Annotated in this window: 24 protein-coding genes and 5 tRNA genes; 19 read left to right on the plus strand and 10 right to left on the minus strand. The window is 60.4% G+C overall.

Annotated elements, in window-relative coordinates; translation table 11 throughout:
- Nucleotides 1-86: 86 nt before the first annotated feature.
- The 4 genes from AC1P02_RS17230 to AC1P02_RS17245 all read left to right on the plus strand — a co-directional run bounded on the left by AC1P02_RS17230 (nt 87) and on the right by AC1P02_RS17245 (nt 3,361).
- Entirely contained in the window at nt 87-977 is an 891-nt protein-coding gene (locus AC1P02_RS17230) for a DMT family transporter (protein WP_485182744.1), read from the plus strand.
- A gap of 87 nt (nt 978-1,064) precedes the next feature.
- Complete coding sequence (gene purT, locus AC1P02_RS17235; RefSeq protein WP_485182745.1) at nt 1,065-2,243, plus strand: formate-dependent phosphoribosylglycinamide formyltransferase; 1,179 nt, start codon at nt 1,065-1,067, stop codon at nt 2,241-2,243.
- Nucleotides 2,244-2,349: 106 nt separating this feature from the next.
- Complete coding sequence (gene hxpB, locus AC1P02_RS17240) at nt 2,350-3,009, plus strand: hexitol phosphatase HxpB (protein WP_485182746.1); 660 nt, start codon at nt 2,350-2,352, stop codon at nt 3,007-3,009.
- A 148-nt stretch (nt 3,010-3,157) separates the two neighbouring features.
- Entirely contained in the window at nt 3,158-3,361 is a 204-nt protein-coding gene (locus AC1P02_RS17245; protein ID WP_017412080.1) for a CPXCG motif-containing cysteine-rich protein, read from the plus strand.
- A gap of 83 nt (nt 3,362-3,444) precedes the next feature.
- Here AC1P02_RS17245 and AC1P02_RS17250 read toward each other — a convergent pair whose 3' ends face one another.
- Nucleotides 3,445-4,062, minus strand: a complete 618-nt coding sequence (locus tag AC1P02_RS17250; RefSeq protein ID WP_005311235.1) for a riboflavin synthase — start codon at nt 4,060-4,062, stop codon at nt 3,445-3,447.
- 130 nt (nt 4,063-4,192) lie between these two features.
- Between AC1P02_RS17250 and AC1P02_RS17255 the strand changes: the two genes are divergently transcribed.
- The 8 genes from AC1P02_RS17255 to AC1P02_RS17290 all read left to right on the plus strand — a co-directional run bounded on the left by AC1P02_RS17255 (nt 4,193) and on the right by AC1P02_RS17290 (nt 7,544).
- Entirely contained in the window at nt 4,193-4,399 is a 207-nt protein-coding gene (locus tag AC1P02_RS17255; protein ID WP_005311233.1) for a YaeP family protein, read from the plus strand.
- A gap of 152 nt (nt 4,400-4,551) precedes the next feature.
- Nucleotides 4,552-5,904: an MATE family efflux transporter gene (locus AC1P02_RS17260; RefSeq protein ID WP_005311230.1), complete on the plus strand. Its 1,353-nt coding sequence runs from the start codon at nt 4,552-4,554 to the stop codon at nt 5,902-5,904.
- Nucleotides 5,879-6,937, plus strand: a complete 1,059-nt coding sequence (locus AC1P02_RS17265) for a DUF3080 family protein (protein ID WP_485182748.1) — start codon at nt 5,879-5,881, stop codon at nt 6,935-6,937. The genes AC1P02_RS17260 and AC1P02_RS17265 overlap by 26 nt, the downstream gene beginning before the upstream one ends.
- A gap of 140 nt (nt 6,938-7,077) precedes the next feature.
- A tRNA-Val gene (locus tag AC1P02_RS17270) sits at nt 7,078-7,154 on the plus strand.
- Nucleotides 7,155-7,167: 13 nt separating this feature from the next.
- Nucleotides 7,168-7,244, plus strand: a tRNA-Val gene (locus tag AC1P02_RS17275).
- An 18-nt stretch (nt 7,245-7,262) separates the two neighbouring features.
- A tRNA-Val gene (locus AC1P02_RS17280) sits at nt 7,263-7,339 on the plus strand.
- A gap of 17 nt (nt 7,340-7,356) precedes the next feature.
- Nucleotides 7,357-7,433: transfer RNA gene (locus AC1P02_RS17285), tRNA-Val, on the plus strand.
- Nucleotides 7,434-7,467: 34 nt separating this feature from the next.
- Nucleotides 7,468-7,544: transfer RNA gene (locus tag AC1P02_RS17290), tRNA-Val, on the plus strand.
- Between the two features lie 190 nt (nt 7,545-7,734).
- On the opposite strand, the gene AC1P02_RS17295 is transcribed toward AC1P02_RS17290, so the two are convergent.
- The gene (locus tag AC1P02_RS17295; protein WP_485182749.1) at nt 7,735-10,155 is read right to left on the minus strand and encodes a DNA polymerase II; all 2,421 of its coding nucleotides are present in this window, start codon (nt 10,153-10,155) and stop codon (nt 7,735-7,737) included.
- Between the two features lie 185 nt (nt 10,156-10,340).
- On the opposite strand from AC1P02_RS17295, the gene AC1P02_RS17300 reads away from it, so the two are divergent.
- The 3 genes from AC1P02_RS17300 to AC1P02_RS17310 all read left to right on the plus strand — a co-directional run bounded on the left by AC1P02_RS17300 (nt 10,341) and on the right by AC1P02_RS17310 (nt 12,779).
- On the plus strand, nt 10,341-10,832 hold the full coding sequence (locus AC1P02_RS17300) for a prolyl-tRNA synthetase associated domain-containing protein (RefSeq protein ID WP_125599235.1): 492 nt from the start codon (nt 10,341-10,343) through the stop codon (nt 10,830-10,832).
- A gap of 196 nt (nt 10,833-11,028) precedes the next feature.
- Nucleotides 11,029-12,267 (plus strand): GGDEF domain-containing protein, encoded by a 1,239-nt coding sequence (locus AC1P02_RS17305; RefSeq protein ID WP_282790275.1) that lies wholly within the window; start codon nt 11,029-11,031, stop codon nt 12,265-12,267.
- Nucleotides 12,264-12,779: a GNAT family N-acetyltransferase gene (locus AC1P02_RS17310; protein ID WP_485182750.1), complete on the plus strand. Its 516-nt coding sequence runs from the start codon at nt 12,264-12,266 to the stop codon at nt 12,777-12,779. The genes AC1P02_RS17305 and AC1P02_RS17310 overlap by 4 nt, the downstream gene beginning before the upstream one ends.
- Nucleotides 12,780-12,875: 96 nt before the next feature.
- Here the strand turns inward: AC1P02_RS17310 and AC1P02_RS17315 are convergent, their stop codons facing one another.
- The 4 genes from AC1P02_RS17315 to AC1P02_RS17330 all read right to left on the minus strand — a co-directional run bounded on the left by AC1P02_RS17315 (nt 12,876) and on the right by AC1P02_RS17330 (nt 17,301).
- Nucleotides 12,876-13,736 (minus strand): PA4780 family RIO1-like protein kinase, encoded by an 861-nt coding sequence (locus tag AC1P02_RS17315; RefSeq protein ID WP_021139282.1) that lies wholly within the window; start codon nt 13,734-13,736, stop codon nt 12,876-12,878.
- Nucleotides 13,737-13,914: 178 nt separating this feature from the next.
- The gene (locus tag AC1P02_RS17320; protein ID WP_271788126.1) at nt 13,915-14,910 is read right to left on the minus strand and encodes an LpxL/LpxP family acyltransferase; all 996 of its coding nucleotides are present in this window, start codon (nt 14,908-14,910) and stop codon (nt 13,915-13,917) included.
- A gap of 133 nt (nt 14,911-15,043) precedes the next feature.
- Nucleotides 15,044-16,033 (minus strand): lauroyl-Kdo(2)-lipid IV(A) myristoyltransferase, encoded by a 990-nt coding sequence (gene lpxM / locus AC1P02_RS17325; protein ID WP_234592942.1) that lies wholly within the window; start codon nt 16,031-16,033, stop codon nt 15,044-15,046.
- A gap of 275 nt (nt 16,034-16,308) precedes the next feature.
- Nucleotides 16,309-17,301 carry a TDT family transporter gene (locus AC1P02_RS17330; protein WP_017412087.1) on the minus strand — a complete coding sequence of 331 codons (993 nt, stop codon included), beginning with the start codon at nt 17,299-17,301 and terminating at the stop codon, nt 16,309-16,311.
- A 99-nt stretch (nt 17,302-17,400) separates the two neighbouring features.
- On the opposite strand from AC1P02_RS17330, the gene AC1P02_RS17335 reads away from it, so the two are divergent.
- Nucleotides 17,401-18,330 (plus strand): LysR substrate-binding domain-containing protein, encoded by a 930-nt coding sequence (locus tag AC1P02_RS17335; RefSeq protein ID WP_408133503.1) that lies wholly within the window; start codon nt 17,401-17,403, stop codon nt 18,328-18,330.
- An 84-nt stretch (nt 18,331-18,414) separates the two neighbouring features.
- Here AC1P02_RS17335 and AC1P02_RS17340 read toward each other — a convergent pair whose 3' ends face one another.
- The 3 genes from AC1P02_RS17340 to AC1P02_RS17350 all read right to left on the minus strand — a co-directional run bounded on the left by AC1P02_RS17340 (nt 18,415) and on the right by AC1P02_RS17350 (nt 21,367).
- Nucleotides 18,415-19,407 carry a Gfo/Idh/MocA family protein gene (locus tag AC1P02_RS17340; RefSeq protein WP_485182751.1) on the minus strand — a complete coding sequence of 331 codons (993 nt, stop codon included), beginning with the start codon at nt 19,405-19,407 and terminating at the stop codon, nt 18,415-18,417.
- Nucleotides 19,408-19,434: 27 nt separating this feature from the next.
- Complete coding sequence (gene nfo / locus AC1P02_RS17345; RefSeq protein ID WP_485182752.1) at nt 19,435-20,280, minus strand: deoxyribonuclease IV; 846 nt, start codon at nt 20,278-20,280, stop codon at nt 19,435-19,437.
- Between the two features lie 154 nt (nt 20,281-20,434).
- Nucleotides 20,435-21,367: a LysR family transcriptional regulator gene (locus AC1P02_RS17350; RefSeq protein WP_485182753.1), complete on the minus strand. Its 933-nt coding sequence runs from the start codon at nt 21,365-21,367 to the stop codon at nt 20,435-20,437.
- Nucleotides 21,368-21,497: 130 nt separating this feature from the next.
- Here AC1P02_RS17350 and AC1P02_RS17355 point away from each other — a divergent pair, with 130 nt between their 5' ends.
- Nucleotides 21,498-22,256, plus strand: a complete 759-nt coding sequence (locus AC1P02_RS17355; protein WP_265462144.1) for an SDR family NAD(P)-dependent oxidoreductase — start codon at nt 21,498-21,500, stop codon at nt 22,254-22,256.
- Between the two features lie 91 nt (nt 22,257-22,347).
- Here AC1P02_RS17355 and AC1P02_RS17360 read toward each other — a convergent pair whose 3' ends face one another.
- A complete protein-coding gene (locus AC1P02_RS17360) occupies nt 22,348-23,784 on the minus strand; it encodes a glycoside hydrolase family 1 protein (RefSeq protein ID WP_485182754.1) in 1,437 nt (478 codons plus the stop codon).
- A 177-nt stretch (nt 23,785-23,961) separates the two neighbouring features.
- Here AC1P02_RS17360 and AC1P02_RS17365 point away from each other — a divergent pair, with 177 nt between their 5' ends.
- Complete coding sequence (locus tag AC1P02_RS17365) at nt 23,962-24,840, plus strand: LysR family transcriptional regulator (protein WP_485182755.1); 879 nt, start codon at nt 23,962-23,964, stop codon at nt 24,838-24,840.
- A 278-nt stretch (nt 24,841-25,118) separates the two neighbouring features.
- On the plus strand, nt 25,119-26,078 hold the full coding sequence (gene ytfQ / locus AC1P02_RS17370) for a galactofuranose ABC transporter, galactofuranose-binding protein YtfQ (protein WP_059114209.1): 960 nt from the start codon (nt 25,119-25,121) through the stop codon (nt 26,076-26,078).
- The last annotated feature ends 98 nt before the right edge of the window (nt 26,079-26,176 follow it).

A 26,176-nucleotide genomic window follows, 5' to 3' on the forward strand; every position in this document is an offset into this window, starting at 1 on the left:
GGCCCCATGGCCAACCGCCCAATGCTTGGCAGAACAAACGATTGCCGTTATGATCCGCCGCACTTTTTTCCAGCGACCCGGATCCCATGGCACCCTCGCGCAGGCACTCTCCTTTTGCTGGTGCAGTCTGGATGATGGTGGCAGGCCTCTGCTTTGCCGCCGTCAACAGTCTGAGCCAATATGTCAGTTTCAAGCTCGGCCTCCCCTCGACCCAGGTTGCCTTTCATCAATACCTGATCGCCCTGGTGTGTCTGCTGCCCTGGCTGGTGCGCCACGGCCTGCGTCAATCTCTGATGACCAACCAATTGCGCCTGCACCTGCTGCGAGTCGCCCTGGCCGTGGTTGGCATCCAGTTCTGGCTGTGGGCGCTGGCGGTGCCCGTGCCCATCTGGCAGGGGATAGCGCTCTTGATGACCTCCCCTTTGTTCGCAACCCTGGGTTCTGCCCTGCTGCTCAAGGAGCAGGTGAGCCGAGCCCGCATTCTGGCAACTCTGGCGGGCTTTGTCGGCGCCATGGTGATCCTGGCCCCCTGGACCGATGATTTCAGCTGGGCCTCCCTGCTGCCGGTGGCAGCCGCCCTGTTCTGGGCCGGTTACTCTCTGCTGGTGCGCTATCAGGCGGCAAGCGAGTCATCCCACACCATAGTGGTCTACCTGCTCATCTTCAGCACCCCCTTCAATGTCATGCTGGCCCTGCCGGAGTGGCAGTGGCCGAGCGAAACCCAGTGGCTGCTGGTGGCGGTGTCAGGGGTACTCTCGGCACTGGCCCAGATGTCCATCGCCCGCGCCTACAGCGTGGCCGAGGCTTCGTTCGTACAACCCTTTGATTTTGCCAAGCTGCCCATGAACGTGCTGGCAGGCTGGCTGGTGTTTGGCTGGGCGCCCCCCGGCCGATTGTGGCTCGGCGCTGCCATCATCATTGGCGCCATCACGCTGCTTACCCATCTGGAGCAGCGCGCCCATCAATCTGTTTCCTGAGGTACGCCATGCGTGCCTCTTTTTTTGCCTGCTATTGCTGCCAATAGCGACAGAGACATTGTGACCATCGACATCAGGAGAGATCGTATGTTTGGAACCGCCACCCGCCCCAGCGCCACCCGCGCCTTGCTGCTTGGCTCGGGAGAACTCGGCAAGGAAGTCGCCATCGAGTTGCAACGGTTCGGGATCGAGGTGATCGCCGCCGACCGTTACCCCAATGCTCCCGCCATGCAGGTGGCGCACAAAGCCCACGTGCTGGACATGCTCGATGGCAATGCCCTGCGCGCCCTGGTCACCCTGGTCAAACCCGATCTCATCATTCCTGAAATCGAGGCCATCGCCACCGATACCCTGGCACAGCTTGAGCAAGAGGGGGTCAAGGTGGTGCCGAACGCCCGCGCCACCCAGCTCACCATGAATCGGGAAGGGATCCGCCGGCTCGCCGCCGAAGAGTTGGGTCTGCCCACCTCCCCCTACCGTTTTGCCCAGAGCAAAGAGGAGTTCATCGCCGCCGTCGAAGCCATCGGCCTGCCCTGCGTGGTAAAACCCGTGATGAGCTCGTCGGGCAAGGGGCAGAGCGTGCTGCGGGATCTCGCCAAACTGGACGAAAGCTGGACCTACGCCCAGGAGGGTGGCCGTGCCGGTCGCGGCAAGGTGATTGTTGAAGGATTCGTCCCCTTCGAGTACGAGATCACCCTGCTCACGGTGCGGGCCGTCGATGGCATTCATTTTTGCGACCCCATAGGCCACCGCCAGGAAGATGGCGACTACCGCGAATCCTGGCAGCCACAGGCGATGAGCACCCTGGCGCTGGCCCGCTCCAAGGAGGTCGCCGCCAGGGTGGTCGAGGCGCTTGGCGGTTATGGCCTGTTCGGGGTCGAGCTCTTTATCAGGGGCGATGAGGTGTGGTTCAGCGAAGTCTCCCCCCGCCCCCACGACACCGGCATGGTGACCCTGATCTCTCAGGATCTCTCCGAATTTGCCCTCCATGTGCGCGCCATCCTGGGGCTGCCCATCGGCACCATCACCCAGTACGGGCCGAGCGCCTCGGCCGTGGTGCTGCGGGATGGTCACAGTCAGGACATCCGCTATCAGGGCATTGGAGAGGCGCTGGCCTTGGTATCGGGCGCCCAGCTGCGGTTGTTTGGCAAGCCCGAGATCGCCGGTCGCCGCCGGCTCGGGGTCGCCCTGGCCCGTGGGCAGCAGTGTGAAGAGGCGGTGGAAAAAGCCAAGGCGGTCGCCGCCCGGGTCGAGGTGATTTGTTGACCAAAACCGGTTGTTGACGTGATCAGGCGCAAGGGGCATGGCAATGCCCCTTTTGCATTTGCCCGTCAGGCTTATAATCCCCCTTCAAATTTGTCAGGAGTACAAGATGTTAGCTGCCGTGATCTTCGATATGGATGGTGTTCTGATCGACTCGGAACCCTTTTGGCAACGGGCCCAGATGGCCGTGTTCTCCGAGCTGGGTCATCCCCACAGCGAGGAGGATTGCAACTCCACCATAGGCGTGCGCATCGACCAGCTGGTGGCGCACTGGTATCGGCTGCGCCCCTGGGTGGGCCCCAGCCAGGAAGAGGTGATGCAACGCATCCTGGATCAGGTCATTGCCCTGATCCTGAGTGAAGGCCAACCCAAGGAGGGAGTGCTGGAGGCGCTGGTATTGATGGAGGCACAAGGGCTCAAGATTGGGCTGGCAACCTCCTCCCCCTTCACCATGGTCGAGGCGGTGCTCGGCAAGCTCGGTATCCGTGATCGCTTTCTGGCGGTGCACTCCGCCGAGGTGGAGCGCTTCGGCAAACCGCATCCGGACGTTTACATACACGCGGCGGAAAAACTCGGGGTAGAACCGGTACACTGTCTGGCCATTGAAGACAGCTTCACCGGCCTGCTGGCGGCCAAGGCGGCCTCCATGAGAGCGCTCATAGTACCGGACCCGGCATTGGTCGGCGATCCCCGTCTGGCCATTGCCGATCACCAGCTCAGATCCCTCGGTGAGTTGAATGCCGCCACGCTGGCCAGCTGGGTGGCATAGGCTCCCGCAGACAGCGAGGGCACTAAAGGGACCAGATCGCCGTATCCCCCTGACCACTGTCATAAACGTGCGCTTGCTCGCGGTTAACTCCCTCCCGGCCAACTAGAATCAGGGAAGATAGGCGGCCCGAGGGCCCGAGGAGGTCACCATGATCGAGTACACCAGCAAGCGTATCGTCTGCCCCCACTGTGGCCATCATACCCGGGTCGAACTGGATGCCAGCCAGGGGGATCAGGAGTTCTACGAAGATTGCATGGCTTGTTGCAACCCCATCCACCTGCGGCTGCATCTAGACGAAGCCCGTGACTGCCTGCAACTGTTTGTGGATGCAGACGACGAGCAGATGTTCTGATTGAGAGTCATCAAAATTCGAGCGATCAAAAGGGCCTGCAATGCAGGCCCTTTTCCATGGCATGTCGGAAGCTTTCGCCCAGATCAGCCCAACTGGCGCGCAGCCAGTACCCGCTCCACCGTATCGACGATGGCCTGGGTCTGGGGATCGATCTCGATATTGGTGTGCCAACCGGCTTTGACCCAACCCAGGTTGGTACGAGCCAGGGTCTCCGGGATCAGGTTGACGCAAAATTCACTCTCTCGCACTTCACCCACTGTCAGGCTGATGCCGTCGATGCCGATGTAGCCCTTGGTCAACACGTACTTCATGAGCGTGGGGGCAAGGCGATACCACACCTGACGATTGTTGGGGGTGTCTATGACCGAGATCACTTCCGCCGTGCCCATGATATGACCAGACATGGTATGACCGCCGATCTCGTCACCAAAGCGGGCAGCCCGCTCCACGTTCACCTTGTCCCCCGCTTGCAGCGTGCCAAGGTTGGTCAGGCGCAGGGTTTCCTGGATCAGATCGAAACTGACCAGATCGCCTTCCACCCGGGTGACCGTCAGGCAGCAGCCGTTATGGGCCACGGAGGCCCCCAACGCCAATCCCTCACCCCAGGCCAGACTTGGCATGCGGATCACATGGGTGCGAAAGTTGGGAAGCGCTTTGATGGCCACCAGTTCGGCGGTCCCCTGCACTATGCCGGTGAACATGTCTCTTCTCCTGCTACGAAAAAAGGCAGGTTACCCCCGGCCCGCCACCCAGACAAGCACGCCTGCTGACAAGCTTGCCCCCGATCGCTATAGTGACGGCGTTCACATTCGGGTTAATGAGGAAGAAATAATGCAGGTATATCAATGTTGTGAGGCCATTCGCATCGCCTATAACCAGATTGGCTCAGGTGAGCAAGGTTATGTGCCACAGGCCATAGCGGCGACCATCAGGGCCCTCAATGCTGTGGCCTCCGACGAGCGGGTGCCGGCCGAACTGCGCCAGGAAGCCGCCTATGCCGCCGCCAATCTGCTGATCAGCGATCATCAGGACGCCTGAGCCGGGCAGAAAGCCTGCCGCCAACCGTTTCGCGGCGGGCGACTTTCAGGCTAGAATGACACCCCCGCATTTTGTCTCCTCCCGGTGAGGGGGCAAAAGCCCATCCTGTTATCCGTTCTTGCTCTTTTTATCTGATCCACTCGGAGGTGTCAGTGCAACGTTATTGGTCCGAGGCGAGGCAGCTCGTTCGTTTAGCCAGCCCCATTCTGGTCGCCCAGGTGGCCCAGATCGCCATGAACTTTGTCGATACCGTGATGGCGGGGCAAGTCAGCGCCGTGGATCTGGCGGCCGTGTCGGTTGCCACCAGCTTCTGGTTGCCGATCATATTGCTGGTGCAGGGCATCATAATGGCGCTCACCCCCATCGTCTCCCAGCTCAACGGGGCTCGCAAACGGGACGAGATCCGCCCGGCCGTGCATCAGGGCTTCTGGCTGGCACTCATGGTCACTCCCATCGCCATGATAGCGCTCTATTTCAGCCCGCTGACCCTGCAATTCATGGGGGTAGACACTGTCATGGCCACCAAGACTGCCGGCTATCTGCATGCCATCTTGTGGGGGCTGCCCGCCTTCGTGCTGTTCCAGGTGCTGCGCAACTTCAGTGAAGGACTCTCCCACACCATGCCCACCATGGTGATAGGTTTCGTCGGGCTGGCGGTCAATATTCCCGCCAACTACATTTTCATCCACGGCCATTTTGGCATGCCAAAACTCGGCGGTGTCGGTTGTGGGGTGGCCACCGCCATCGTGCTGTGGGCCATGCTGCTGGCAATGATCATCTATGTGAAACTCTCCCCTCACTTCACGAAGATCAACCTGTTTGCCCAGCTGGCACGCCCCAATGGCAGCCGGATCTGGCGCCTGTTCCGACTCGGCTTTCCCATTGCCATGGCCATCTTCTGCGAGGTGACCCTGTTTACCGTGGTTGCCCTGATGCTGGCCCCGTTCGGAGCAGAGACGGTCGCGAGCCACCAGATAGCGCTGAACTTCTCCAGCCTGGTGTTCATGCTGCCGCTCTCCATTGGTGTGGGGGTGACTATCCGGGTCGGCCACAGCATAGGGGAAGGCTTGCCGGATCACGCCCGTGTCGCGGCCCGTACCGGCCTCATGCTGGGCATGGCGGTCGCGGCCTGCACCGCCGCCCTGACAGTGCTGCTGCGTGAACAGATAGCGACCATCTACACAGATGACATGCAGGTGATCACGCTGGCGGCTACCTTGCTGTTCTTCGCCGCCATCTATCAGGTCTCCGACTCGGTACAGGTGGTAGCGGCAGCGGCGCTGCGTGGATACAAAGACACCAAGGCGATTTTCTACGTCACCATAGTCGCCTACTGGGGTCTGGGCCTGCCTACCGGCATGCTGCTGGGACTGACCGACTGGGTCGTACCTCGCATGGGGCCGCAGGGCTTCTGGGTCGGTTTTATCGTCGGCCTGACCGGTGCAGCCCTGATGCTGGGCGCCCGTCTCAAAGTGATCTATGGCCGTTTCGGCGCCCATCCGTAACGGACTGATCTGGCTGTGGGGGATGCAGCTGGCAGGCTGTACCCCCACCATAGAGGATCAATTTGCCACCTATCAAACCAGGGTGGCCCATGTCCTGAGTCTCCCGTCCACCCCCTCTCCCGTCATTACGCTGGTGCCCTTCCCCGCCCAGCGGGAACTGCAGCGTCCGCTGCCAGATCTGCGCATTGGCCTGCTCGATATCTTGCCCCTCAACCAGTGTGGCCTCGGCACCCTGGTGGCCGAACGCAACGGCCCTGTCGGGCGCAGCACGGACAACTTCAGCCAGCTGGCCTATGAGTGGCAACTGGTGCAGGGGCTGGCGCGCTGCAAGACACAGGACCCCGAGATGGCACAGTGGCTGACCAGCCTTCGACAACAAAAAACGGCCATGTTGCCGGACCGCTTCTGGAATGCGCTGGTCAGCACCCCGGAGCTGCGCCGGGTACTGACCCCCAGACGAACCCCCTTGTCGCTAACCAGTACTCTGCTGGAGACCCGCCAGGCACTGGGTCAGTTGCAGCGCTGGCAAGAGGCGGTGGCCAGTCCCCACCATGTGACGGCATCCCTGCCTCCGTTGACGGATGCGCTGGAGAGCCTATACCGATCGGATGCCCTGCCCCGGCTGCTCTATTCACTGCCGCTGGCCACGGCCTGGCTCAACCAGATCAGTGCACAACTGGAGCCCTTGCCCATCACCACACTCTGCCCGGCCACGGATCCACAGCGACAAGATCGTCTGCGGGGGGCCATGACGCACTACTATGCCAGGGGGCTGCAACCCTGGCTGGCTCAGCTTGATCGCCAGTTCCGCCAGATTTCCCCTTCCCTGACCGCCCTGTTTGACAATGAATCCCCGCCAGCCCTGCAGGCATGGCAGACAAGCTACGCCAGAGGGCTGGAGAGCCGCGTCTGGCTGGATTTTCGCGCCGCCACAGTGCGCCATGCCAAGGCCTGGCAAGGGGTCTTTTTGCGCTGTGAAGCACCCGCTGGCAAGCCCCCCTGCTACCCAAGTCCGGATAGGGTGTGCCTGTAAAATCAACAGGCTGCGCAAGAACTCGGCAAACGGTCTCCTTTGTGCATACCGCCTGTTGACAGCCTTTGGGGGCATGGGTAGTATGCCGACCACGTCAGCAGTGCTGGTGTCATGAAGCGGTCATTACCGATTCTTGCAGTGGGTTTATAGCTCAGTTGGTTAGAGCACTACCTTGACATGGTAGGGGTCGTTGGTTCGAATCCAATTAAACCCACCACTTTTTCTGTGATGCGTCCTTAGCTCAGCTGGTTAGAGCACCACCTTGACATGGTGGGGGTCGGTGGTTCGAATCCACTAGGACGCACCATCACAGAATACCGAGTATGCGTCCTTAGCTCAGCTGGTTAGAGCATCACCTTGACATGGTGGGGGTCGGTGGTTCGAATCCACTAGGACGCACCATAATAGATTGCAGATGTGGGTTTATAGCTCAGTTGGTTAGAGCACTACCTTGACATGGTAGGGGTCGTTGGTTCGAATCCAATTAAACCCACCACTCCCCTGCAAAAAGAAGTCGCATTGCGCACCCTGCGTCCTTAGCTCAGCTGGTTAGAGCATCACCTTGACATGGTGGGGGTCGGTGGTTCGAATCCACTAGGACGCACCAGATTAAAAAAGCCCGCTCCATGAGCGGGCTTTTTGCATGTCAGGGCCACCTGCATCGCTACAGGATCAAAAGGCCGGGCCCGTGCGCCCTCCCCTTGATGCTGTACTGAATAAGCAGCCTCACTACCCAGCTTGCTGGCTTCTCTGCTTCCCGCCCTCGTTGCCCTGTCACCACACACTGTCTGACGGGACTAGAAGAGATCCAGCTGCTGGCCGCAGATCCGCTCGAATGACTCGCCGATAAACGGCAGTATGGCATCCGCTATGGGTCTGATCTGCTTGTCGATGTAGTGCTCGTAGTCAATGGCGCTGCGCCTGTATTCCAGCGGCTCAGGCCCATTGAGGGTCATCAGATAGGAGATGGTGCCCCTGTGCTGGTAGCGCTGGGGCTGGCCCCGGCGCAGGTTCTCTTCATCGGCCAGCCGCGCCGCCCGTACATGGGGCGGGACGTTCTTCTGGTACTCCTCCAGCTTCTGGCGCAGCCGCTTGCGGTAGATGAGCAGATCATCGTGCAAGCCGGCCCGGGTCTCATCCACCATGGTGCGCACATAGCCGCTGGGATCTTCATCGTGAAACACCAGCTCATAGAGCCGGGTCTGGAACTGTTTGGCCAGCATGGTCCAGTCGGTGCGCACCGACTCGAGCCCCTTGAACACCAGTTGTTCCGTCCCCTCGCTCGCCTTGCCAACCAGACCGGCATACCGCTTCTTGCTCCCCTTCTCCAGCCCGCGAATGGTCGGCATCAGAAAGCGGCGGTAGTGGGTCTCGTACTGGATCTCCAGATGACTGGGCAGGTCGAACTCGCGCTTGATCAGTGCTGTCCAGTTGTCGTTGATCATCCGCGCCAAGCCATGACCAATCTCATCGGCCTGCTGCGAGCTTGTCTCCCTGGCCAGGTGGACGAAAGTGGAGTCAGTGTCGCCGTAGATCACCTCGAAACCTTGCGCCTCAATCCACTCCCGGGTCTGCTGCATAATGCTGTGACCGCGCAGGGTGATGGAAGAAGCAAGCCTGGGGTCGTAGAAACGGCAGCCCCCCGAGCCCAGCACGCCGTAGAAGGAGTTCATGATGATCTTGATTGCCTGGGAAAGCGCCTTGTTGCTGGCCGCCTTGGCTCTGTCCCGCGCCGCCCACAGGGTGGCGATGAGATCCGGCAGGAAGTGGCGAGTACGGGAGAAGAGGGCGCCGCGAAAGCCGGGGATCGCCTCATCCGGATGCTGCAGCCCCTCCACCAGGCCCATGGGATCAATACAGAAAGTGCGGATGATGCTGGGATAAAGGCTCTTGAAATCGAGCACCAGCACGTGGCGATAGAGACCGGGTTTTGAGTCCATCACATAGCCGCCGGGGCTTGCCAGCCCGCCGTCGGCAGGCAGATTGGGGGCCACATAGCCACCGCGATGGAGCCGCGGCAGATAGAGGTTGGTAAACGCCGCCACAGAGCCACCGACCCGGTCGAGCTCAAGGCCGGTAAGGGAAGCCCGCTCGATGGCAAAGGGAATGAGGTGGCAGTAGTCGAAGATCTCCCACACCAGCCTGCAATCTTCCAGGTTGTAGCGGGCCAGCGCCTCCTTGTCGGAGTGGAACAGTTCGGTGATCTTCTCCCCCCGATTGGCCACATCCTCGATATCCTTGCCGCGGCCGAGCAGCTCGCTTGCTACAGCATCCAGGCTGTAACTGGCAAACTGCCAGGTAGCGCTTTTCAGGGTATCGATGCCGTCGAGCACCATGCGCCCCGGTATGATGACGTTGCCGGTCTGGGGATCGTTACGCGATGAGCGCCAGAAACAGAGCTCCCGCCCCCGCCCGAGCCGCAGCCGCCGCTTGTTGAGCTCGGCGCGGCGCAGCAGCAGCCGAAAGTCAAAGTTCACCACGTTCCAGCCGATCACCAGGTCTGGATCATGCTGGCTGAACCACTGCTCCAGCGCCCCGAGCAAGGCATTCTCGTCCGCCACCCACTCCAGAGTTGTGCTCCACTCATCGGCGCCGACCTCGGGGGAGCCTATCATGATGACGCGGGCATCCAGCTCGCTATAAAGTCCCACCGAGAAGAGGGCCCCGTCCATGGCACACTCCACATCCAGAGATACCCAGGAGAGCGTCGGCGTCACCGCCTGCGGCGCACAGCGCGCCTCGTTCACCTCCCAGTAACCGTGCTTGCCCCCCTTGCGCGCCGTTTTGCCGCCAAAGCGGACTCCGGCTGTGATGAAGCGCTCCATCAGAAACCGCTCCGGCAGCCGGATATCCGCCTCGAAGTGCTCCAGCCCGCGGATCAGCAACAACTCGATGGCACGGTGAAAAGCGCTCAAGGTGGAGAAATAGCAAGCCACCACGGCACGCCCATCGAAGGTGTGCATGGGCAGGCGCCGAAACCGCCCGCTCACGCCTGAGCCCTTGAACAGCTCGGCCGCTTCCTGCATGTGGCTCTGTGGCAGGAAGAACACAGGCTCCTGCCCGGGCACCACCAGCCGTACCGGTCCCTGCTCGCTCCAGAGCCACATCACTATCTCTGTGCGTCCGCGCACGTCCCGACCATGGCGGGTCAGGATGAAGCCGTCCAGGGGCGCAGTTGCAGGAGAGGTCGTCGTCACGGTGGGCTGGGTCGCAATCATTCAGGATAAAGGGGCCGGTTTTGGGATGGGAGTATTGTACGTTCATACAGTGCTTGCCCGCAATCGTCATGCCAGGCTGCACCGCAAGGCTCATGCTGGTAAGCTCGAAGACGCGCACACGTGGGCAAGCGTGCTGTCACTGGCATACCTGCTTGCACCGGTTCACCCCATACAAGGAATCCATAGTGGCACTCTATTCCCTGCTGGATCGGCTGGCCATTCCCTACCAGCGATTCGATCACCCTCCCGTCTTTACCTGTGAGGAGGCGAGTCGGCTGTTGCCTGACTTGCCAGCCGCCAGGACCAAGAACCTGTTTTTACGCGATCCCAAAAGCGAGCGGCTGTTTCTGGTGGTCACGCCACAGGAGAGCCGGGTCGATCTCAAGGCGCTGGCTGCCAAGCTCGGAGTCAAGCGACTGAGCTTTGGCTCCCCGGAGCGGTTGCATGCCGCGCTCGGTCTAACCCCGGGTGCCGTCACCCTGCTCGCCATGGTGCGTGATACGGAGCAGGCGGTGGAACTGGTGGTGGATGAGCAAGTCTGGCAGGCCGAGCAGGTGCAGTGCCATCCGCTGGTCAATACCGCCACCCTGCTCATCAGGCTGGACGATGTACGCCGCCTGCTGGCCCATCTGGGCCGGGAAGCCACCGTCATGATCCTGCCAGTGCTGGCTGAGTGACGGGCAGCGGATCAGGGGCTGCTTTTCCCCACACACACGTCAGCGGCTGCCAGGGCGGCCGCTTCGCAGTGATGCATGGCTGGATGCTTAAGCCATTGATAATGGGTTGGATTCATGCTGTGATCCAGCACTGCCAGCTATCGACCTCATACGTCGGGACGCGGTTAACAGGTGGAAGAGCCCTGAGAGACCCTTGATGCATAATCTGTTTTCCTCCGCACAATTGCTGAGTCTGGTACTGTTTGTCACGCTATCCCATGTCGGGGTCGCAGCCATTTTTGCCTATGTGTGGCATACCCAGCGCCGCATCAGGGGCCTGCTCTACTGGTCTGCCAGCGAACTGGCCATCGCCGCTTCGTTCTGCGGCCTGCTGCTCCGGCCGCTCGAGGGGGATATCTCCCTTGTCAACATACTGCTGACCAACCTGCTGCTGCTTGCCGCCCCCCTGCTGTATGAGCGGGGCTTGCGCCACTTCTTTCGACGCGAGGCAGACCAGCTTGGCTGGCTCTGCCCTGCCATAGCGCTCATCGGATTTATGCTGTTTGCCCTGACCGCCAGCCTGCGGCCCCTGTCTGACGTACACAGCCGGATCATGGTCCTCTCCGCCGTGCTCTCCCTGCAATTCGCGGTACTGATCTGGCAGCTCTGGCGTTATCAACGTCTGGCCCCCCTCTATCGGGTATTGCGCTTTGCCATACTGCTGCTCGGTCTGCAGTTGCTGCTGCAGCTACTCAGGATAGCCAAGCACCTCTGGCAGCCGGAACTCAACGCCAGTACCTTTACCGACCCCTTGCTCGGCCCCGTGATCCTGCTCAGCCTGCTCTTTACCATAGCCCGCAGCTATCTGTTGCTCAGCCTTGTTCATACCCGCCAGCAGCAGGCACTATTGGCGACCCAGCGCGAGCTGGAGCAGCGGGCCAATCAGGATGAGCTGACCGGTTTGCTGAGCCGCCACTATTTTCAGCAACTGTTACAGGCGCAGGTCAGTGCAGGGGCCAACCCCTGTCAGCTGTTGCTGATCGACCTGGATGACTTCAAGCAGATCAATGACCGGCACGGTCATCCCGCCGGGGATGCCATGTTGCGGCTGGTGGGTCAGGTGATACGCACTACCCTGCCACGGCAGGGAATAGCGGGGCGACTGGGGGGAGACGAGCTGGTCATTTTCTTGATGGAAAATCCGCAAACGCTGCCACATTACTGCCACTCCTTGCAGCAACGGATCGCCCAGGCCACCTCGCAGCTCGCTGGCGGTCCCATCAGCATGAGCATAGGTCTGACGTCGCTGCAGCCGGGAGAGCGCTTCGAGCAGGCATACCCCAGAGCGGACAGAGCGCTCTATGCGGCCAAGCAAGGGGGGCGACAACGGACCTGCATACAGGAGCCCCACCACAGCGAGCCGCAACTGCTCCAACCCCTGGTCACTGGCTCGTGAGCAGGCCGTCGACCATAGAGTGCCGCCCGGCGCAACCTGACGATGTCCCCGCCTATCGCAGCTATGTGACCGAGTGCGGCGAAGCCGGTCTGCCGCTCTATCAGGTGGCGCAATTTGACCCTGACGGCTGGCTGCAAAGCCTGCTCGATCACGCAGAGGGCCGTCATCTGCCCATGGGGTATCTGCCCACCACTACCTACTTTGCACTTGAGGAGGGGGAGATACTCGGCACACTGCGGCTACGCCACGGTGACAACCCGGCCACGGCGCAATGGCTTGGCCACATAGGTTACGATACCCGCCCCTCCCGCCGCGGTGAGGGCGTTGCCCGCACCCTGCTGCGCTGGTTGCAACAACATGTATTGACCGGCTCCGTCATTATCAGCTGCGACGAAACGAATGCCGCCTCCCTCAAGATCATTGAAGCTGCCAACGGACAGTGGCTGGATCGTCGTTACCATGCAGGGGATGACTGCTGGGTACGGTTTTACCGCCTCCCGCCCCTGCGTTGAACCGCCAGCCAGATGCCGCGTCAAACGGCAGCCATAAACAACATGAGCGCCCGAAGGCGCTCATGTTGTGACTGATGACGTGATGATGAGTGGCGATCAGTAGCTGTCTTCCTGCTCGGCGTTCATTCGGGCCAGACGGGCATGGGCTTCCTCTTCGGCACTTTCGATCTCGTGCAGCACGGAATCGATATCGATGGCCTCTGTGCTCTCCTCGAACAGGCCAGTCAACTCGCTCTCCGGGGTCAGCTTGCCATCTTCGAACAGGGCCCACATCTCCTTGGCGTAACGGGTATTGAGCAGCTCGGGGGCATACATGCCGTAATAGTTGCGCATGTTGTTGACGTCCCGCTCCAGCATCGCCTTGGCCTGGTTGTTGGCGGCGGCATCCACCACCTGGGGCAGGTCTATGATGACGGGACCCTGGGCATCCACCAGCACGTTGAACTCGGAAAGATCCCCGTGGATAAGGCCCGCGCAGAGCATGCGCACCACATAGCGGATCACCTTGTCGTGATCGATGACAGCCTGCTCGGGTGAGAGTGCCACGTCATTGAGACGGGGGGCCACATTGCCATCCTCGTCGGTGATGAGCTCCATCAAGAGCACACCGTCGAGACAGACATAGGGCTGCGGTACCCGCACGCCAGCCGCCGCCAGCTTGAACAGGGCATCCACTTCTGTGTTCTGCCACACCTCTTCGTGCTGTTTGCGGCCGTACTTGGAGCCTTTCTCCATGGCGCGGGCGCTGCGACTGTTACGCACCTTGCGCCCTTCCTGATACACCACGGCCTGCTTGAAGCTGCGCTTGGACGCCTCTTTATAGACCTTGGCGCAGCGGATCTCGTCGCCGCAGCGCACCACATAGACGTCGGCCTCTTTGCCGCTCATCAGCCGGCTGATGACGTCATCGACCAGGCCGTCATCAACCAGAGGTTGGATTCGATTTGGAATTTTCATGGCCGCCCTTTTACCCTATTTGCGCCTCAGAAGATAGCCCCTATGAGGCCAGCTTGCATATCCCTGTTCCTTGGCACCTTCCGGTGCCCCATTTGCCGCTGTTTTACTCACCAAACTGCTTAAAGGACAAGCGCTTGTCACCGCTGTCATCTCAGGTCGCCAGCCAGTGTCTTTCCCTTCAGGGTTCGGGTGGCAGACCGCTGCGGATCCGCTTAATCCCCTCTTCGTAGAGACCATCCTCCCCTTCTTGATGTTCCTGGGTTTCGAAGATCTTGAGAAACCACATGTACTGCTCTGGATACTGGCTCAGTTGCTGCTCCACCATGCGGTTCATGGCATTGACGTCGGCGGTCAAATCGTCCGTTGGATATGGATCAAACGGGGGTTCAATCTCAAGCCGGTAGCACTCTTCATCTTCGTCATAGCAGGCGAGGATGGGCACAGCACGGGCACCGGTCAGCTTCACCAGCTTGGGCAGGGCCGGCAGAGTCGCCTTGGGGTGACCGAAGAAAGGGATGAAGATGCTCTTCTCACGACCATGATCCTGATCCGGCAGATAGAAGAAGTTGTAGCCGCTGCGGATGGCCTTGATGGCCGGTTTGATGCCGACACTGCGCTCATACACCTTGCCGGCTTTGGATCGCTCGCGGTTGATATACCAGTCAAACACCTGATCTTTCGGGCTCTTCATCATGGTACAGAGCGCAAGACCCTCATCGGTCAGGTAGCGGCCAATCATGTCCACCGCCCAGGTGTGAGGCACGACCAGTATCATGGTCCGCCCGGCGGCCAGCTCCGCTTCTATATGCTCCCAGCCCCGTACCTTGATGCGGCTTTTGAGATGCGCGGAGCTGCGCATGGTCAGCTCGCCAAAGCCCATGAATGCCTTGAGACCGGTCCGGATCGCTTTGAGCAAGAGGGTACGGCGCCCGGCGGCATCCAGCTCGGGAAAACAGATCTTGAGATTGGTCTCGGCAATGTAGGCCTGCTTTTTGGAAAGTCGCAGCAAAGCCGGGGCCACGGCATTGGCAAAACGCCCGCGCACGCCGTGAGGCACCCATGCCAGCAGACACAAAAAGCCAAGCGCCAGCCAACTGCCCCACCAGCGCGGATGGAGCAGACGGGCATGAAATGAGGTATCAAAAACCGGATCGTGTGAAGACATCGCCGCCATCAAGTCATAGAAAATAAACGGTTATTTTAATTATCCTGACAATTTTTTCCACTTTGGGGTGCAGTGGTCTTACCAACACACTGACTCGTACCCAATAAAAATGGCCCCGCAGGGCCATGATCACGATGACAGGTCAGGCGCCGGGAGGAAGATCACCCCGGATCCGCTTGATCCCTTCTTCATAGAGGCCGTCCGACCCTTCCTGCTCTTCACGGGTATCGAAAATCTTGAGGAACCACATGTATTGGCCAGGATCGCGAGTCAGTTGCTGCTCAATCATGTTGTTCATGCGGCAGGTGTCCGCCATCAGATCGGCGCTGGGGTAATCAGCAAACGGCGCCTCTATCTCCAGACGGTAGCAGTACTTGGCCTCATCGTAGCAGGCCAGCATGGGCACTGCCTTGGCACCACTGACCTGCACCAACCGCGGCAGAGCCGGCAGGGTTGCCTTGGGATAGCCGAAGAAGGGCGCAAAGATGCTCGCCTCACGGCCATGATCCTGGTCCGGCAGATAGAAGAAACTGTGTCCACGCTTGACGGTTCTGATCACCGACTTGATGCCGGCACTGCGTTCATAGACACGGCAACCATTCTTGGCTCGTTCCCGATTGATGTGCCAGTCAAATACCGGATTGCGGGCACTCTTCATCATGGCGCACATAGGCACGCCACGCTGGGTGAAGTAGTAACCGGCAGCATCGACCGGCCAGCTATGAGGCACCACCAGTATCATGGGGCGGCCGGCGGCCTGCTCCGCCTCGATATGCTCCCAGCCCCTCACCTGGATGCGCTTCATCAGGTAGGCGGGGCTGCGCACGGTAAATTCACCAAATCCAAGCAGGGTCTTGAGACCGATGCGGATGGAGGTCATCAGGATGGCATCACGCTCGGCTTGGCTCTTGTTGGCAAAGCAGATATCGAGGTTGGTTTTGGCGATGTAGATCTGTTTCTTGGAGACCTTGACTACCAACGGCGCCAGCCATTCTGCCAGCTTGTCACGCCAGCGGGGCGGCACGAATGCGAGCACACAGAGTGCGCCGAGTGCCAACCAGCTTGGCCAGTAACGCGGTCGCAATAAACGGGTCTGAAAAGAGGAATCAAACACAGGATCTTGGGAAGACATGAATGAGGTCAAACGAAGAAAATGGGGTTGCATTGTATTCGTCCTGACAGGTAATACCAGTGAAATTCATCGTGAGCACCTCAGGGTGAGCGCTGGTTCAAAAAATGGATTTCCCCGCGGCAAAAAAAGTCTCCTTCAACACTTAACAGCAGACAAAAAAGCGCTCCACCCATGGCGGAGCGCTCTCACTATTTCTGGCCAGTGGAGCATGTCGTGCACGCATGCCCTTCTCGTTGACTGACCCCTTACCCCGAGTCTCTCCAGGAGAGTCGTGCCTAGCGGCGGGCGCCGTGTCGGGCGATGCCGTGATCCATGTTGATCTCCCTTAATGGCAGGAAGAACATCAGATAGCGCAAGGCCACATAGCCGACGATCAGGGTGGCGGCACCCAGTTCGAAGTGGGCCAGCAGATTGACCTGCTCCACATAGTGGGTTGCTTGTGGCCACTGCGCCAGCAGGTGGCTTACCTTGAACAGGGCGGTTGCACCTATCACCAGCGGAAAGGTGAAGGCGGCATACCCCGGTGAAAACGGCAGGCGCAACAACTTGATAAACGCCAGATAGATGATGCAGGTCATCAGGATGGCAATCCCCAGCAACACGGCCACCAGCAACAAGGAAGGATCCTCGGTCACAGTCAGATAACCGGCGAGCGACAGACTGGCAGGGGCTGCCAGAATGGCGATGGTCGGCTTGGCGGCATCCGGTACTTCATGGCTGAAGATGAGGCGATAGAGCATCAGCGGCAACATCAGGCCGTAGCAGAGCATGCCAAACCAGAGCAGGCCGTCGGCCAGCGCGGCAAACTGGCCACCCGGAAAGGCCACGTCAGCCACTATGATGCCCACCGGCGGCACAAACCAGCTCGGTACCATGTGATGGATCTCGAACTGCTTGACCCTGTGCCAGACAAACGTGGCCAGAAACAGCAGATGCAGCACAACGGCAAACAACCAGAGCCCCTCGCCCAGACCGGGGGCCAGCATGCCGACCGCCTTGGAGACCACCATGGTGGCCATGGCATAGGTGGGCACAACGCTGCCCACCACGGGGTGAGCCAGATCCTGCCACAGCAGGCGTGGATGAAGCAGAAACTTGAAGGTGAGGATCACCAGCAGCACGGCGGCAACGGCGGCGCCCAGCAGTTGCAGGCGACCATCGAACTGGCCGGCATTTTCCCAGCACCAACCGAGACTGGCGATCCCGAGTGCCAGGCCCGCCATGGGGGTCGGTGCCGCGGCTAGGGATTGACGAGTTCTTGCGATCATGGCTGAAACCTCTTGTGAGAGACGATGAGCATAGGATAAAGCGCCGCTATCGTTTACGATATCTAAATGAATTGAATCAATTGTTCGGGTAAACCAAACATGAAACTGACCCTGCAACAACTCAAGGTCTTCGCCACCATAGCCCGCTACGGCAATCTGGGACTGGCCGCCAACGAGCTCTGCCTGAGCAAGGGCGCCGTGTCCCAGTCGTTGCAGGAGCTGGAGCGCCAGCTCGCCACCCCCTTGTTTGACCGCATTCACCCCAGATTGCAGCTCAACAACGAGGGACGCTTGCTGCAACCGGCCGCCGAAGAGCTGCTGACCCGGATGCAGGATATTGAAACCCTGTTCAGCCCGGATGCAGAGCCAAGCGGCCAGCTGCGCCTGGGAGCGAGCCAGACCATAGGCAACTACCTGCTCCCCACCCTGCTGGCCAGCAGCAAACAGGAGCTGGGGTTGCCACCCAGGGTCACCATCACCAACACTCACCAGCTGTGCCATCTGCTGGCCAACTTCGAGCTGGATCTGGCCTTGATAGAGGGGCAGAACCACCATGCTGATCTGGTGAGTGAACCCTGGCTCAATGACGAGATGCTGATCGTGGCTCATCCCGATCATCCCCTCGCCCGGCGCAGTCGCCTGTCGCTCAGCCAGTTGAGCGATGAAACCTGGGTGCTGCGCGAGCCACAGTCAGGCAGCCGCGAGCAATTCGAGCAACAGATCCAGCCTGGGCTGCCTCGCTGGCAGGCAGGGCTTGAGCTCAACACCCTGGAGGCCGTGATGCTGGCGGTTGAAAAGGGGCTGGGGATCTCCTTCATCTCCCGCCTGGCGGTGTCGGATCGGTTGCAGGCAGGTCGTTTGGTGGCCTTCTCACTTGCCCGGCATTTTCCCCGCCAGCTCTCCCTCATCTGGCACCGGCAGAAATACCACTCCGCCACCCTGCGCCGCTTTCTGCAGTTTTGCCGCGCGCAAGAGGGGGCCCTGCCTCAACCCCTGGCGGACATAACCACACGGGCAAAAGCACAATAAGATGATCGCGCCCGATCATCTGGCTTACCCTTGCGCAGACAAAAAAAGAGAGGGCGCCCAGGCGCCCTCTCTTTCTCTCCGTTATCAGGGTGCGGGTTGCAAACCACGCTCGACCCACCCCAGCACTTGTCTGGTCAGGGCCTGCGGCACCCAGGGGGAATCCCTCAATCCCTGCCTGACACAGGCGGCGAAATGATCCGCCTCGTGCTGCATGCCACCGCCCGCTACCTGCGCCTCTATGTCTCCCGGCCAGGCAGGCAAGGGATCCCCCGTGACCCAGCGTACCTGCTGGGGGTTCCACCACTTGCCGACCAGTTGCAGGGCCCAACCCTCGCCGCCCAGATACGCCGCCTTGTCGAGATCCTGGACGATGGAGGCATCCAGCTCGGCCGCGAGGGTGCCGGCAAAGCGGAAGCTGGCGGCCTCGTCCACCTCGCCCGTCTGGCGGGAAAGAGCGACCTGCGGCTCACCCGCAGCCAGCCCCAGCTGGTGACAGATGGCAGCGTAGAGCCAGAGCGGATAGACACCCACATCCCAGGCAGCGCCTCCGGCCAAGGCGGGATCAAACAGTTTGCCGGATCTCTCCTGCACCGAGCCGAAGGCCGCCTGCAGCCGATCGGGGGCAGGCAAGGCGCCGAGTCGCCGCAGCAATTCGCGCATGGCAGGGAAGCACATCACCTTCATGGCCTCCATCAGCAGCAGGCCACGGGCCTGGGCGAGCTGCACCAGCGCATCCCAATCTGCTACTTGAGTCACCGCCGGCTTTTCCACCAGCACGTGCTTGCCCGCCAGCAACATCTGTTTGATCAGGTCGGCGTGCTCCGGGTGGATCACCGCCACATAGACGGCCTCCACCTCGGTGCTTGCCGCCAGCGCCTGGTAGCTGCCATAGGCAAGGGGCAATCCCTGCTCCTCGGCAAAGTCCCGGGCCCGCGTCTGATCACGGGCGGCGATCGCCACCACCTGCCCCAAGCTCGCGTGCTCATTCACGTCCTTGCAAAAGCGACGGGCAATGGCCCCCGCCCCGGCAATGCCCCAGCGCAGTGGCCGCGCGTGTGGATCTTCTTGCATCATCATTGCTCCTTATGCGGTGGCCGCGGCGCTTTACGCCTTTGCCAGACTGCGCAGCCAACTGATCTCGTCGCCCCAGATCGTCTCGTCGATGGTCTCCAGGATCAGCGGAATGCCGTCGAAACGCTCGTCATTCATGATGTGGTGGAATACCACCTCCCCCAGATTGCCTTCACGCAAGCTGTGGTGGCGATCGACCCGGCTGCCGAAGGTGCACTTGGCGCCGTTGATGTGCATTCCCTTGAGATACTGGAAGCCGACGATCCGATCGAAATCGGCAAACACCTGAGCGCAGGACTCGGGGGTGCGCAAGTCGTAACCGGCGGCGAAGGCGTGGCAGGTATCGAAGCAGATACCGACCCGACTCTTGTCCTCCACCCCGTCGATGAGGGTGGCAAGGTGTTCAAACGACCAGCCGAGGTTAGTGCCCTGCCCGGCTGTGTTCTCTATCACGGCCGTCACCCCCTGGCTGCGCTCCAGCGCCCAGTTGATGGATTCGCTCACCAGTTTCAGGCTGGCCGCTTCCGGGATCTGCTTCAAATGGCTGCCGGGGTGGAAGTTCAGGTAGCAAAGTCCCAGCTGCTCGCAGCGCTTTATCTCATCGAGAAACGCATCGCGAGACTTGGCCAGGCCGTCGGGATCGGGATGGCCCAGATTGATGAGGTAACTGTCGTGGGGCAGGATCTGCTCCGGGCGAAAACCGGCTTTCTCGCACGCCAGTTTGAAGGCTCGGATACTGGCCTCGGACAGCGGCGCCGCCTGCCACTGGCGCTGGTTCTTGGTAAACAGGGCGAAGGCGTTGGCACCGATGGCCTGGGCGCGGGCTATGGTGTTCTCCACCCCGCCGGCGGCACTGACGTGGGCTCCGATATATTTCATGAGATCTCCTCTGCTCTGTGAGAGCGCCATTATGCCTATCTGCCCCGCCCGCGCCAAACCGGGATCTTCGATGATCACTTTCGATGACCACTATAGAGAGCCCGACCGGAGCATCTGACCACCGATGTCGTGCATGACAGAGGGAGGCGCCCCGTCACTGGCCGCTCGACAATGCCGGGGCAGGCTCACTGGCGAGCGCCATATCCAGCACGCCGCCCAGCCAGTGAATGAAGGCCTGCACCCTGGGCGAGAGCTGACGACGATGGGCATAGAGGGCATGAATGGGCAAAGGAGGCGCCTGCCACTGGGGCAACACCATGACCAGTTCCCCACTGGCGAGCAGTGCCTCTACCCCGACTCGCGGCATCTGGATGATCCCGAGCCCCGCCAGCGCCGCGGCCAGATAGGTTTCGCTGTCGTTCACAGTGAGGGCGCCGGCCATCGCCAGCACGGCGCGGGAGCCATCGGCCTGCAAGTACTCGAACCCGGCCTCCCTGTCCCCCGGCACGGTGCCATAGTGGACCAGTCGGTGCCCCGCCAGATCCGCCAGGGTCTGCGGCACCCCGTAACGGGCCAGATAGGTGGCGCTGGCGCAGTTGATCTGGCGGTAGTGGCCCAGGGGGCGGGCTACCAGGCTGGAAGACTCCAGCTCCCCCACCCGCACTACACAGTCAAAGCCTTCGCGCACCAGATCGACACGCCGATCCGTGCTGCTCAGCATCAGTTGCAAGTCAGGGTGGGCCGCCAGAAAGGCGGGCAGTGCCGGTATGACCAGATGACGCGCCATCCGGCTCGGCATGTCCACCCGCAGCTGGCCGCTGAGTTGCCCATGCGGCCGAAACAGCCCATTGAACTCCTCCATGTCGGCCAGCAACGCCTGACAGCGGGTGTAGCAGAGCTGGCCATCCGTGGTCAGTTGCACCCGCCTGGTGGTGCGATGAAGCAAGCGGGCTCCCAGCTGCTCCTCCAGCCGTCGAATGGCCGCGGAGAGCGTCGCCTTGGGCATGCTCATCTGCTCGGCGCTGCGGGTGAAGCTCTCAAGCTCGGCCACCCGCATAAACATTCTCATCGCATCCAGTTGATCCATGGCGTCATTGTCACTTCAAACGGAACAGTGCATCTATTATTACCCTCTTTATCCATAATGTAAGCACCAATAGAGTGGCACTACCGGCTCGTCTCGAGCCCGCACCCACCTCATTGACAGGAGTCGTACCATGACCCGTTCCATCGCCCTCATCACAGGCGCCAGCCGTGGCCTCGGCAAACACTCGGCTCTTGCCCTCGCCGCCAAAGGCGTCGACCTCATCATCACCTACCGCAGCCAGGCCGAAGAGGCGGCTGCCGTGGTGGCGCAGGCCAATGCGCTCGGCGTGAAGGCGCATGCTCTGCCGCTCGATGTGGCCGACAGCGCCTCCTTTGCCGCCTTCGCGGCTGAGGTGCACCAATTGCTGCAGCGAGAGTGGCAACGCGAACGGTTCGACTTTCTGGTCAACAATGCCGGCATCGGCATCCACGCCAGCTTCGAGCAAACTACGGAGCAGCAGTTCGATACCCTCATGAACATTCACCTCAAGGGGACCTTCTTCCTGACCCAGCAGCTGTTGCCCCTGATCCGCGATGGCGGGCGCATCATCAACCTCTCGACCGGCCTCACCCGTTTCGCGCTGCCCGGTTACGCCGCCTATGCAGCCATGAAGGGGGGAATCGAGGTGCTGACCCGCTATCTGGCCAAGGAGCTGGGCCCGCGCGGGATCGCCGTCAACGTGGTGGCACCCGGTGCCATCGAGACTGATTTTGGCGGGGGTGTGGTGCGGGACAACCAGGCGGTCAACGACTTCATCGCCAGCCAGACCGCGCTCGGGCGAGTCGGCCAGCCGGACGACATAGGCGGCGTGATAGCGGCCCTGCTCTCGGATGACAATCGCTGGGTCAATGCCCAGCGCATCGAAGCCTCGGGGGGCATGTTCATCTAGCGAACCATCCCATCACTGGGCGGGAAAACGGCTATGCAAAAGGCCCTGCCTCACGGCAGGGCCTTTTCGTATGACAAGACCAGGGGATGCGTCAAAGCGCCTTGCCACCCGAACAGATGACTGACTGATACCAGTAGAAGCTGTCTTTCTTGATGCGGCGCAAGGAATTGACGTGCTGCTCATCCCTGTCGATATAGACGAAGCCGTAACGCTTCTGGTAGCCATTGAGCCAGCTCAAGATGTCGGTGAACGACCAGGCGCAGTAACCAATCAGCTCAACCCCGTCCTGCAGCGCCTGCTGACAGGCAATGAGATGGCACTTGAGGTAGGCGATGCGATAGGCATCGTGCACGCTGTCATCCGCTTCCAGCTGGTCAAACTCCCCCAGCCCGTTCTCGGTGATCATCAGCGGCAGCCCGTAGCGGGACGAGAGGCGGCGCAGGGCGATGCGCATCCCGGTCGGGTCTATGGCCCAGTCCCAGTTGCTGGTCTCAAGATGCGGATTGGGCGCCGTCTTGTAGAGGCCCGGAATGCCGCTCGAGGGGGTGGTGCCCTTCTGCCCCGTGGTATTGATGCGCTGCAAGGTCTGGCCGCCGAGGGGGTTGTCGGTATAGGTCAGGGTGTAGTAGTAGTTGACCCCGATGTAATCCGGTGTGCCTTCCCGCAGCAGCTCCAGATCCCCTGGCAGTATCTGTGGCGCCTCGCCGTTTTCCCGCAAGTAAGCCAGCGCCGCCTGGGGGTAGCGGCCAAAGCAGTAAGCATCCAGCCACCAGTAGTTGGTGAACTCCTCGGCATTTTCAAACGCCAGCATGTCTTTGGGATCGCACGACGCCGGATAGGCGGGCGAGTAGGCAAAGCTCGGGCCGATCAGGCCGTTTGGCACGTGCTGACGAAACGCCTTGATCACCTTGGCATTGGCCAGAAAAGCGATGTGGTTGGCGGCGAAGAAGCGCTTTCTGTCCTGCACGGCAGGCGGATGGGTGCCGAGCTGGTAGGCATTGGTCAGGTTGTAGTTCTGCTCGTTGAGGGACACCCAGTACTTCACCTTGCCCGCAAAGCGTTGATACAGGGTCACGCAGTAGCGTTCGAAATCCTCGATGACGCGTCTGTCTTCCCAGCCGCCGTATTCATCCTGCAGCGCCTGGGGCAAGTCCCAGTGATAGAGGGTCAGCACAGGCTCTATCTGGTGGGCCAGCAGGGTATCGATCAACTTCTCGTAAAATGCCAGACCCGCCTCGTTCACCTCACCCCGGCCGGTCGGGTAGATGCGCGGCCAGCTCACCGAGAAGCGGTAGGCCTTGAGCCCCATTTCGGCCATCAGTGCCACGTCCTCTTCGATGCGATGGTAGTGATCGACGGCCACGTCACCGTTGCTCCCCTCAAAGGTCTTGCCCGGCAACTTGGTGAAGAGGTCCCACACAGAGGGCCCTTTGCCATCCGTGTTCCAGGCCCCTTCTACCTGATAGGCGGCAGAGGCGGCGCCCCACAGGAAATCCTTGGGGAAATCGTTGAACTTGTGGTGATGCATCTGGCTTTTCTCCTGCTGCGATGATGGTGCAGGCCATCTCGAATGAACCGGCGCTCTGTATTGACTGCGATTGACTGCGCCCCAAATGAATTGGCATAAGCATCGAACAGTTCTAAAATTCCGTCCAATGACAAATTTAACCACTCAACATTCCTGACAGGAATGAAAGGAGTCAGGATGGAGCTGAGAGATCTGAAAGCCTTCGTTACCCTGGGGGAAGTGCTGCACTTCGGTCAGGCAGCGGTGCGCCAGCATGTCACCCAGTCGGCCCTGAGCAAGCAGATAAAACGGCTGGAGGAGGAGCTTGGCGGCGAGCTGTTCGAGCGCAATGCCAGTACAACCCGGCTCACAGTGCTGGGGCGGGCGCTCTATGCAGATGCCAGCGCCCTGGTGGCCTCCAGCGAGCAACTCGGCCGCACTGCCCGCGATGTGCTGGCAGGCAATAGCGGCACCCTGCGCATCGGCTTTGGCGTTGCCACCAAGATACTGGTGCCCGCCGCCATCGCCCGCTTTCGCGCCGAGCGGCCGCAGGTGACCATAGAGCTCAATGATCTCTCCACCCATCACCAGCTGCTGGCCCTGAGCGAAGGGCGACTGGATCTCGGTTTCTGCCGCCTGCCCGCCCCCAAGGGGTGGCACTGCCTGCCCGTGGTGCAGGCCCACTTTGTCGCCGTGCTGCCCGCCAGTTACAGCGGCATGAGCGAGCTGGCGGATCTGGTGGACAAACCGCTGGCAATCCTGCGCCGGGACAAGGCGCCCTCGTTTTACGATCACCTGATGAACTACCTGGCCCAGAGCGGATTGCGGTTTCGCGATATCCAGTATGTGAACGACTTCGCAGCCGGGGTGGCCACCGCAGCTGCCGGCATCGCCTGGACCCTGGTGCCCTCCTCCACCACCATAGAGCACCCGGATGTGCTCACCCTGCCTCTCACCGAGCGCGAAGCGAGCTGGACCATAGGCCTTATCCGCCCGCCCCACAGCAAGGGCCCGCTCATCGACACCTTCTGGCAGGTGGTCTCCCCCATGAGCGAGCTGAAGTCAGAGCCGTACTAGTCCTGCGCCTGCGATACTGACAGTACGGCTGTTGACGGCCCCTCATCCGCCGGCTCTGGACACAATGGTCAGGGATCGAAATAAATAGATAAATAAATCAACAGCTCCCCTGCTGAATATATGAACTTACCTGCTATTTGTATGAAGAATTATGCTGCCAAAAATTTTCTGTGAACCAGCTCCCGCCGCTAAAAAAAGAAGCCTCTACTCTTGGTTGGCACAATAAACAATTTGGCTCGGCCCTGTTTATTTAGAAACGCATCACAAAGGAGTGTCATATGTATAAAAAGATGAAGCTGGCGGGAATTATCAGTGCAGTCTTGCTCTCGGGTACTGTTTATTCTGCCGACATGACGGTGGGGTTCTCTCAAATTGGTTCCGAGTCTGGCTGGCGGGCAGCTGAAACCTCGGTGGCCAAGACAGAAGCAGAGAAACGTGGCATCACACTGAAAATTGCAGATGCCCAGCAAAAACAGGAGAACCAGATCAAGGCCATTCGCTCATTCATCGCCCAGGGTGTGGATGCCATCTTTATTGCCCCCGTCGTCCAGACTGGTTGGGAACCCGTGCTGCAAGAAGCCAAAGAGGCGGATATTCCCGTCTTCCTGCTGGATCGCAATATTACCGTGAAAGATGACTCGCTCTTCATGACGGGCGTCGCCGCAGACAGCGTGCATGAAGGGGCTGTGGCTGCAGACTGGCTGGTCAGACAACTCGATGGAAAAGCCTGCAATGTCGTCGAGTTACAAGGCACTGTTGGCGCCAGCGTGGCGCTGGATCGCAAAAAAGGCTTCCTCGATACCGTGGCCAACGTACCCACCATCAAGATCATCCGGACCCAATCCGGCGACTTTACTCGCAGCAAGGGCAAAGAGGTCATGGAGAGCTTTATCAAGGCCGAGAATAATGGCAAGAATATTTGCGCCGTCTATGCCCATAACGACGACATGGCCATCGGTGCCATTCAGGCGATTAAAGAGGCCGGACTGAAACCGGGTAAAGACATCAAAATCATTTCAATTGATGGCGTGCCGGATATATTCAAGGCGATGATCGCCGGTGAAGCCAATGCCTCTGTGGAATTGACACCTAATATGGCAGGCCCCGCCTTTGACGCGCTGCTGGCTTATAAAAAAGATGGCAGCCTGCCCCCCAAACACATCAAGACAGCGTCGATTCTGTTCCAGCCTGACAGTGCACAGGCCCAGCTCGACATGAAAAAGAGCATGGGTTACTAAGTCACGCCCGTCGTGAGCCAGTCCTTTTAATAGCCGGCCATATAAGTACAACCTCTTATATGGCCGGCTATACCGGAGTGCCTATTTTCATGCCAGAT

It is taken from the genome of Aeromonas sp. TS_SC_11 (genome assembly GCF_057318915.1).

Coding starts and splice junctions, on each gene's coding strand:
- AC1P02_RS17230 (WP_485182744.1), top strand. CDS start 87: ATGGCACCCTCGCGCAGGCACTCTCCTTTTGCTGGTGCAGTCTGGATG.
- purT (WP_485182745.1), top strand. CDS start 1,065: ATGTTTGGAACCGCCACCCGCCCCAGCGCCACCCGCGCCTTGCTGCTT.
- hxpB (WP_485182746.1), top strand. CDS start 2,350: ATGTTAGCTGCCGTGATCTTCGATATGGATGGTGTTCTGATCGACTCG.
- AC1P02_RS17245 (WP_017412080.1), top strand. CDS start 3,158: ATGATCGAGTACACCAGCAAGCGTATCGTCTGCCCCCACTGTGGCCAT.
- AC1P02_RS17250 (WP_005311235.1), bottom strand. CDS start 4,062: ATGTTCACCGGCATAGTGCAGGGGACCGCCGAACTGGTGGCCATCAAA.
- AC1P02_RS17255 (WP_005311233.1), top strand. CDS start 4,193: ATGCAGGTATATCAATGTTGTGAGGCCATTCGCATCGCCTATAACCAG.
- AC1P02_RS17265 (WP_485182748.1), top strand. CDS start 5,879: ATGGCCGTTTCGGCGCCCATCCGTAACGGACTGATCTGGCTGTGGGGG.
- AC1P02_RS17295 (WP_485182749.1), bottom strand. CDS start 10,155: ATGATTGCGACCCAGCCCACCGTGACGACGACCTCTCCTGCAACTGCG.
- AC1P02_RS17305 (WP_282790275.1), top strand. CDS start 11,029: ATGCATAATCTGTTTTCCTCCGCACAATTGCTGAGTCTGGTACTGTTT.
- AC1P02_RS17315 (WP_021139282.1), bottom strand. CDS start 13,736: ATGAAAATTCCAAATCGAATCCAACCTCTGGTTGATGACGGCCTGGTC.
- AC1P02_RS17320 (WP_271788126.1), bottom strand. CDS start 14,910: ATGGCGGCGATGTCTTCACACGATCCGGTTTTTGATACCTCATTTCAT.
- lpxM (WP_234592942.1), bottom strand. CDS start 16,033: ATGTCTTCCCAAGATCCTGTGTTTGATTCCTCTTTTCAGACCCGTTTA.
- AC1P02_RS17330 (WP_017412087.1), bottom strand. CDS start 17,301: ATGATCGCAAGAACTCGTCAATCCCTAGCCGCGGCACCGACCCCCATG.
- AC1P02_RS17335 (WP_408133503.1), top strand. CDS start 17,401: ATGAAACTGACCCTGCAACAACTCAAGGTCTTCGCCACCATAGCCCGC.
- AC1P02_RS17340 (WP_485182751.1), bottom strand. CDS start 19,407: ATGATGATGCAAGAAGATCCACACGCGCGGCCACTGCGCTGGGGCATT.
- nfo (WP_485182752.1), bottom strand. CDS start 20,280: ATGAAATATATCGGAGCCCACGTCAGTGCCGCCGGCGGGGTGGAGAAC.
- AC1P02_RS17350 (WP_485182753.1), bottom strand. CDS start 21,367: ATGGATCAACTGGATGCGATGAGAATGTTTATGCGGGTGGCCGAGCTT.
- AC1P02_RS17355 (WP_265462144.1), top strand. CDS start 21,498: ATGACCCGTTCCATCGCCCTCATCACAGGCGCCAGCCGTGGCCTCGGC.
- AC1P02_RS17360 (WP_485182754.1), bottom strand. CDS start 23,784: ATGCATCACCACAAGTTCAACGATTTCCCCAAGGATTTCCTGTGGGGC.
- AC1P02_RS17365 (WP_485182755.1), top strand. CDS start 23,962: ATGGAGCTGAGAGATCTGAAAGCCTTCGTTACCCTGGGGGAAGTGCTG.
- ytfQ (WP_059114209.1), top strand. CDS start 25,119: ATGTATAAAAAGATGAAGCTGGCGGGAATTATCAGTGCAGTCTTGCTC.